Source organism: Daejeonella sp., assembly GCF_046590655.1.
Taxonomy (GTDB): Bacteria; Bacteroidota; Bacteroidia; order Sphingobacteriales; family Sphingobacteriaceae; genus Daejeonella.
Window position 1 is genome coordinate 34,067 of the sequence record NZ_JBKJUM010000112.1, and the last position, 8,553, is coordinate 42,619.

The 8,553-nt window shown below is 40.4% G+C and carries 3 protein-coding genes; all 3 read right to left on the reverse strand.

Annotation, left to right across the window (positions count from 1 at the left end):
- Positions 1-39: 39 nt before the first annotated feature.
- Positions 40-1,311, reverse strand: coding sequence for a sensor histidine kinase (locus ACLL8Z_RS10990; RefSeq protein WP_411274832.1), 1,272 nt, complete (start codon positions 1,309-1,311; stop codon positions 40-42).
- Positions 1,312-1,331: 20 nt separating this feature from the next.
- Positions 1,332-6,908: a PAS domain S-box protein gene (locus ACLL8Z_RS10995; protein WP_411274833.1), complete on the reverse strand. Its 5,577-nt coding sequence runs from the start codon at positions 6,906-6,908 to the stop codon at positions 1,332-1,334.
- A gap of 334 nt (positions 6,909-7,242) precedes the next feature.
- Positions 7,243-8,553, reverse strand: a 1,311-nt coding sequence (locus tag ACLL8Z_RS11000) for a cation:proton antiporter (RefSeq protein ID WP_411274834.1), incomplete at its 5' end; no start/stop codon positions are given.

Below are 8,553 nucleotides of genomic sequence, written 5' to 3' on the forward strand. Positions count from 1 at the left end.
CTGCTAATATACAGGTTAAAATCCTGCTACTTCAAAGCTTTATTGTTTAGGAGATTCCGCTGCAATAATTGTTCCTTTTGGAATAGTAAAATAAAACGTGCTGCCTTCGCCTTCTTCGGATTCCACCCAAAGTTTGCCCCCAAAATTCGCAACAATTTTACGACAAATCGCAAGTCCCATACCTGTTCCGGAGTAATGGTCTTTGGTATGCAAACGCTGGAAAATAATAAATATTTTCTCGAAATACTCCGATGAGATGCCTATTCCATTATCCTTTACCCAAAATTCCCAGTAATCAGATTTTTCAGTATATCCAATTTCTACCAGAGGAATGTTTCCCGCTGGCTGGTACTTTATTGAATTGGACACCAGGTTTTGAATCAGCTGTCGGATGCTCGCCTTTGGAACGTTAATCGATGGCAGATCACCTATTATAAACAAAGTTTTCGTGTCCTCGATATTTTTTCGAAAGAGTATTAAAATTTCGTTGATAACTTCATTTAAGTTTACCAGTTCACTTTCTGCATCACCACGCCCAACACGCGAAAAATCCAGAAGATCCAGAATGATTTGGCGCATGCGCTTGGCACCATCTACAGCAAAATGTATATATTGGTGGGCTTTTGGATCTAGCTGATCATCATATTTCCGCTGAAGCTGCGTTAGGAAACTGGAGATCATCCGGAGCGGCTCCTGGAGATCATGAGAGGCCACATAAGCAAACTGTTCAAGCTCCCGGTTTGAAACAGCAAGCTCTTTAACCTTTGTTTTAAGTACCCGATTAAGCTCTCTGACCTGTATATCATATATTTTCCGCTCCGTAATATCTTTAAAGAAAACTGAAAGGCCATCTATAGAAGGATACGCGCTGACTTCATACCACTTGTGCAAGGAAGGGTAATAATCTTCAAAATGAACAACCTGGTTGGTATCTATTGATTCCTGATATTTCAAATAAGAAGCTGACTCAGTAATGTTTTCTAAAACTTCCTGCAAATGATTTCCCAATGTTTGTTTCTTGGTCATCCCGAGCAGTTTTTCTGCCGCCTTATTCCAATAGCTTACAATCCAGTTCCTATCAACGGCAAAAAAACCGTCACCAATGCTTTCCAGGATCGTATTTCGCTCATAGTAGGCTTTTCTGATCGTCTGTTCGGCCTGCTTGCGTTCGGTTATGTCGGTATGGATACCGTAAACGGCTTTAAGTTGGCCTTCTGCATCGAAGACCGGACCGCCGCTCAAATAATAACTGATGAGTTCGCCGCCTTGAGTCTTAATTTCTACATCTCCCTGCCAGTATTTTCCAGACAACAAGGTGTCGAAAACCTGACCTACAAGTTTCCTGTTGGCATAGATAGTCTCCGGGCGGTCGTGAATGATCGGATCGAAAAAGCTGGATTTAGGTAGGTAATTTTGCCCTCAATATCCGCGATAGCGATACCATCTTTAGAATTGTCAATAATTTTTTTGAATTGCGACAATTCAAACTCAATACTCTTCCTGTTGGATATGTGCCGGAAATAGACCGTTAATCCATCATCTGAAGGAAAGGCACTAGCCTCAAACCACCGGTTAAGCGGTGCAAAGTATTCTTCAAACCGTACAGGTACATTTTCGTTTACGGCTTTATGAAACTCAGAATAAAATTTCAGATCTAATGCAACTTCGAATACGTCCCAAAGATTTTTATTCAAAATCTCAGAGCGCTTTAATAAAGTCAGATTTTGTGCTTCGTGATTCCAATAAGTGACTATCCAGTTCTTGTCGAGTGCAAAAAAACCATCCTGAATACTTTCAAGAATAGTGTTCTTTTCCTCGTAAATTTTCAGAAGCTCGATTTCTGCAACCTTCCGGTGTGTAATGTTTTGAAAACTGCCATATAACTTCACACAACTCCCATTTACAAATTCTGCTTCCCCCAAAGTCCTCACCCATCGTTGATTTCCAATTGCGGTGACGATCTGAAGCTCCATGTCCCAGGCTGTTCCGTTTTTTTGACTTTCCTCGACAGCATTTCTAATGGAATCCCTGCTATATCCCTCAGTATAGAAATTAATTGCTGTGTCGATGTCAGGTTCAAAATCAGTGTCTGTTTCATGGATCTGTTTTGTAACCGTAGACCAATAGAGAGAATTATTTTGAATATCAATTTCCCAACTCCCAATTTCAGCAAGGCTATTTGATTTTTCCAGGAGTACTTCGAGATTTTTCTTTTCTGTTATATTCTTTGCAACAGCAAACATAAGGTCCTCTTCCGGCGATGGAGTGCTGGTCCATGCGAGCCAGATTACTTTGCCAGATTTGGTTATGTAACGGTTTTCGAAATAGAAAGTATCGGTATTAGTTATGAAACTACGAACAACCTGCCGTGTTTTATGTTGGTCCTCCGGATGTATGAAATCTTTTACAGGTTGTAACAAAAGTTCTTCTTCACTATATTCCAGCATCTCGCATGCAGCAGGGTTTATCTTTTTGAAGAAACCATCTGTACCAATCACTGAAATCACATCTGGCGCAAAACTGAATATCTGTTTGAGCTCCTGATCCAGTTGCTTCCTTTTAATTTCTGAACTCAAATGCTGACAAAAGCCAGCGCGGAAGGCTACATGTTCCAACAGACTTTCACCTCCACCCTGATGGAAGAGTACAAATACTCCAATAAATTCATCGTTATAAACAAGTGGTAAGCCAACAGCTGTTTTTAAAGCTGCAATTTTAGCCGCAGTATGCCGGATAAATTTTGGATCCTTATCTATTGCATCCCATAACTGTACTTCGCGGCTCTCCCAAACTTTTCCGGGCAATCCTGTCCCGGGTACAAATCTTTTAATGTCAAAAGTTTCCTCGTAGAAGACGTCGAAGTTCGCGCCTCTGGTACTTCGGGAGCTTAAGATAATTTGCTGTTTATCAGAACTCAGCAGCCATATCTCAGCAATTGCTATATCCCCGAAATCTAATATATGCTTGAGAACCCGCTCCAATATATCGTTTAATTGAGCTTCGGGCTGATTGAAGAGCATGCTTGTCTCTGCATGCAATAACTTTTGCTTTTCGGCAATCTTACTCTCACTTATATCCTGCATTGCTCCCACCATTTTTATGGGGGTTCCGCTTTTATCTCTGATTAAAATGCCTTTGTCCTGTACGAATGCAAATTTACCGTTAAACTTTCTAAGTCGATATTCCAGGATCCATGTTTCCTGATTTCCATTTATGATTGTTTCAATACTACGGAGAACATCATTAATATCTTCGGGATGAATGTGCTCTTTCAGAAAAGTGCCACGACTTTCAACCTTTTCATAAGAGTATCCAAATAAAGTTTGGAATCCGCTTCCCCGATACATTTCATCAGTTCTAAGATCCCAATCCCATATCGCGTCTGAGGTAGCGCGGGTAACATACTCATAACGTGCGTTACTCTCTTCCAGTTCCTCCTGAGCCCTTTTCCATTCCGAAACATCGATCCCCACACACTGTATCTCGTTCGGCTGACCCTTCGAATCGGTAAGGCATATAAAATCCCATACAGTAGTAACTACGCCTATCCCGTCCTTCCGGGGTTTATCAATGAATACCTGAAAGACTTCATTCAGTTTTGCAAAACACTTATTTACGGTTTCAGCTACCCGTTCACGGTGATGTTCAAGAATTGAAGTCATGCCATTTTGACCAAGGATTTCTTCGCCCTCATACAACCATCCAAAATCCTGCAGGAATTTATTGTTAACAAAACTATAGTTACCGTCCAAATCCGTACGAATCATATAGTTAGTCTGCGAGTCGAAAATACTCCGGTGACGTGCTTCACTGATAAGCAGCTTTTCGAGTATAAGTTTATCTTTAGTTATGTCCTGAACGGTTCCTTCAAAGACTTTAATTTCACCCTGTTCATCCTTAATTAAATTACCGAGGGCATGGACCCATTTAATCGACCCGTCAGTGAGTATAATTCGATGTTCCAGATCATACTCGAGTCCCTTTTCAAACGCCTTTTCACGGCTCCTTAAAAACTCTTCACGATCATCAGGGTGAATGGTATTGAAATAAGTATCGTAATCTAAATTAAAAGCTTTTTTATCAAGCTCCCATATATTGTAAACCTCATCCGACCAATACAATTCCTTACTGCCAGGGAAGGACTGCCAATAGCCAACTTTAGCGATTTTTTGGGAAGCAAGTAATTTAGACTCATTTTCTTTAATACGCTGGAATGCTCTTTCCTTTTCGGTGACATCATTACATGCTATCAGCATACAGTGCTGGCCTCCAAAATTAATTTTATAGCCTGAGATATTGGATTGAATGAGGTCGCCGTTCTTTTTGAACTGCGCAAAAATTCCGAAGTTTACCGCACGGTCTGTGAATTGACTCTGTTTATGAAGCTCAATAATTTTCTTTCTTTCGTGTTCAACCGTAATGTCGAGAATGGACATGCTTAGTAATTCGGATCGTGAAAACCCGTACTGTTCTGTAGCGCTATCGTTAACATCTAATATTTGAAAATCGGCAAGATCATAAACGAAATTTGGGAGCGGACTAGACTGGAAAAGAAGTTTGTAACTCTCCTCCGAATCCGTCAATTTCTTCAGCACCAATTTTCTATCCGTTATGTCAGCGGCTGTTACAAATGCACCGATAATTTCGCCTGAAGAATTTTTGGCGGGCTTAAAGTTTATCGAGAAAGTCCGCTTTTCAATAGTAGATGGGTCCACTACATCCATTTCTGAATTCTCAGTTTCACCCAGGAGCACTCTCTTGTAAATGCCCGCAACTATCGGACGCCTCTCGGGCTGTGCGTAAGTCAAAATAGACTTGCCTTTTTCTACAACCTTGCTAAAAAAGTTCTTATATAACTTAAAGAATTGATCATTGAAGGTAACAATTTCAAGATCCATATTAAGAAGTACAAAAGATTCCTCCGTATTACTGATCAGAAGGTTCTTCTCAAGTTCTGTCTCTACTCTTTCCGTAATGTCTCTGAAATTATCGACAATTCCATTGATCATTGGATCGTGCAGCATATTAGTGAGAGATGCTTCAATCCATCGCCATGAACCATTTTTATGCCGGATTCTGGAAGTGCAGCCGATTATCGTCTCACCCGGTTTTCGAATCGATTCTTCACGTTTAAGTATAGCTTCCTCCCGGTCATCCGGATGAAACAGACTGTTGATGTCCATCTCAACTATTTCTTCCTCACTGTAGCCCAAAATGCGCGTTACCGAAGGCGATACATAGGTCGCGCGACCCGTTATATCCAAAATTACTAGAGAGTCAGCCCCGTTTTCAACCAAACTGCGATACCTCTTTTGACTTTGCAGCAGCCGATTTTCTGCGAGTTTCATTTCAGTAGCATCTCTGGCAATACAGTACATAATCTGATCTGTATTGTCCCAGCGCGCCGACCATAAGATTGTTACCAGTGATCCATCTTTTTTAACGTAACGGTTTTCGAAATTTGTCGTTTCCGTGCCGCCCATAATATCCCTTGAAGTTTCAATTGTTAAAGCTCTATCTTCTACATACACCAGGTTCATATAGCGTTTTCCGACAAGCTCTTCCGGATGGTAGCCCCAAATCTTCGTTGCCGCTGCACTCACGTTGACGAAACATCCATTCGCATCAACAGTACAGATAACATCAAGAGACGATTCCATTATTTTATGGGTTTCGTTACGGGCTTTTTGCAGAGCAATTAGCGCTAGCGTATCATCAGTAATATCTTTTGAATAACAGGCTGCTCCAAAAATTTCACCTTGGTCATTACGCATCGGGCTGAATGATACAACCAAATAATCGATCCGGTTTTTTAAGGGGTTAAAATACTCTTCTTTAGAAATGAAGTTATCTCCCGCGATAGTTCGATCATAATAAGCTAACCATTTCCTGTTGATTTCATCACCAAAAACATCGTCCAGTACTGAATCACCTTTCTGGAGATCCCTGCCCGTCGTATGCTTTAAGCTTTTGAGGAAAGCCTTGTTTGCCGTAATAATTTTACATTCAGTATTTACCGACCACATCAGGTCGTCGGAACTGTTGATGAGAGCGTCCTGGTTGGCCTTCGTGTTCCTGATCTCTGCAGCTTGTCTGGCCTGCAGTGTAATGTCAATTACCGTCGAGATCATTAAATTCTGATCAAATAAGGGGATATTTTTTGCCTTGATAATTCGCTTTTCCCCTGTAGCTGTGGTTACTTCAATATTATCCCACTCCATCCTGGAAACTTCGCCCGAGTTGATATCATCAATAACCATTTTAAGGATTTTGGCCCGATACACCGGATCGGGATAGACCTTGTCAAAAAAACTCTTTGTATCAACAAGTTCTTTTTCACTCCAACCATAAGTTTCACTAAACTGATTGTTAATAAAGGTTGCTTCTCCACTGTCAATCTTGTTTACGGCTATTCCAATTGGAAGATTCTGCAAGATGGTTTCAATTAATTCAGCACGGTTTAGTTCTCCATTGATTGTATCAGTGGTTTGAAAGGAGATTTCAGGCGCCTTTTCTTGTTTGATTAAGCTTTGACTGACATATTTGACCACACCTCCTTTTTCAATTGGCGAATGTTCAAAATCGATGTAAACGGTAACCGCAACATCGCTGTCCTGATAACGAATACCTAATTTGCTAATAGGCATTTTATTTGCTATACCGGATTCAAATACATTTTTAAACGATAACTCTAAGCCTGCAATAAAATCGACGTTTACATCGATGTTTTTGGAGCTAAATATATCGGCAGCGGATTTTTTAATAATGGCGCCTTCCCGAATTCCGAGGAGCTCATAATAAGCTTTGTTCGCAAATACTAAATTATTACTGCTTTCAGAAATGCTAAATACCGCAGTTGGCAGTGGTGATGACTGAAGGATATTTAACCAAATATTCGAATCTACCATAAATCAAGTTTGTGATTTTTGGCGAAAACTGTTCACAAGGAACCTTTCCCCTACTTTTTTCTACAATCTGTAAGAATACTAGACTCGGGCAGTTGCGCTACAAAGAATAATAAAGGTGCATAGTTTTTTTATTCTAAACCATTAATTAGTGCATTATAATCTCAAATTCTACACGATAAATAAATCTTGTTCATAGTATACTTGGCGAGAACGGCCTATAAATAAAATTAAATCGTAAATAGTTCCATTGAGTTAGTTTTGCACTAACACTTTCGTGTTACGCGAGGAATGGGATGTCTTTAGGCACTATACACTTCCAGAAAAGCGAATGGCTTTATTCCGGCTCCCTTTCATACGGAATTTCCTGTTTTAGGTGTCTCATAACAGGTGTAGCTGTAATGCCATGGATTAAAATCGATACAAGAATAGTGAACGCTACTATGGCCCATATATCCCTTTCATGTCCAAAATAGTTCTGCTGAAATGCAAAGCCAAGGTAAAAAATTGATCCAATCCCCCTGATACCAAAAAAACTGATCGCTAATTTTTCTTTTATGTGAATATCCGATCCAATGAGGCTGGCAAATGCCGCTCCTGGTCTTATTACAAGTACGAAAGCCAAAGTAAACAATACCATCTCCCAGGTTAGCGGATCTAAAATACCGCTTACTAATGCGCCTCCAAATAGAATCAGGATCATTGCAACAAAAAGACGTTCGGTTTGATCAACAAATGAATGAAGTTCATAGTGAATGTCATGTCGCTTATCAAAGTGCCGCAAAGTTATGGAACTTATGAACACGGCAATGAAACCATAACCGTGTGCAAGTTCTGTTATTCCGTAAACTATCAAAGTCAATGAAATTGCAAGAAATCCATCCCGCGTTTTTAAAGCAGGGAACTTTTCTGAAACGATAAAAACAATATAGCCAGCTACCCTACCCAACAAATATCCTATTATGATCCCCGAAATGATCTTATAAAAAAAGTGATAGCCCAGCCAGGAAAAGACATCACCCTCGCCGATGCTATTATTTGCTCCGGCAATGATAATCGCAAGCCATACAAATGGAAATGCCATCCCATCGTTAAGCCCCGCTTCAGCTGTTAAAGAAAATTTGGTTTCAGACTTAATGCGTTCATTTGGTGGTCCAACTTGCACATCAGAAGCCAGAACCGGATCTGTAGGTGCCAATGCAGCTCCCAACAATAACGCTGACCCAAGGTTGAGACTCAACATCGTATAACCTAACAGTGCCGCAAACGCAATGCACAGAAGCATTGCAATACCGATAAGCCTTAGCGGAGTCGACCAGTTCTTTAGGGAAAACGAACGATCTATCTTCAGGCCTGTACCCATTAATGTAATAATAACTATCATTTCAGTAAACCGCACTGTTAACCCTTCCTTTGACAGCACATCAGGAGCTGGTAGTACATCCGGAAAGAAGTAATAAATGAGTATACCCGCGATGAGATAAATTATCGAGTAAGATATTCCGGTGAGCTTTGATATAGCTGGCATCCAGGCCATCCCAAAAGCCGCCAGCCCGAAAAGAGTCAAAATCAGGAAATATTCATTCATGCAATGGGAGTTCTCAACTACTATACCATTTAGTTTTAATATGCATGAACAGTGTTTTAA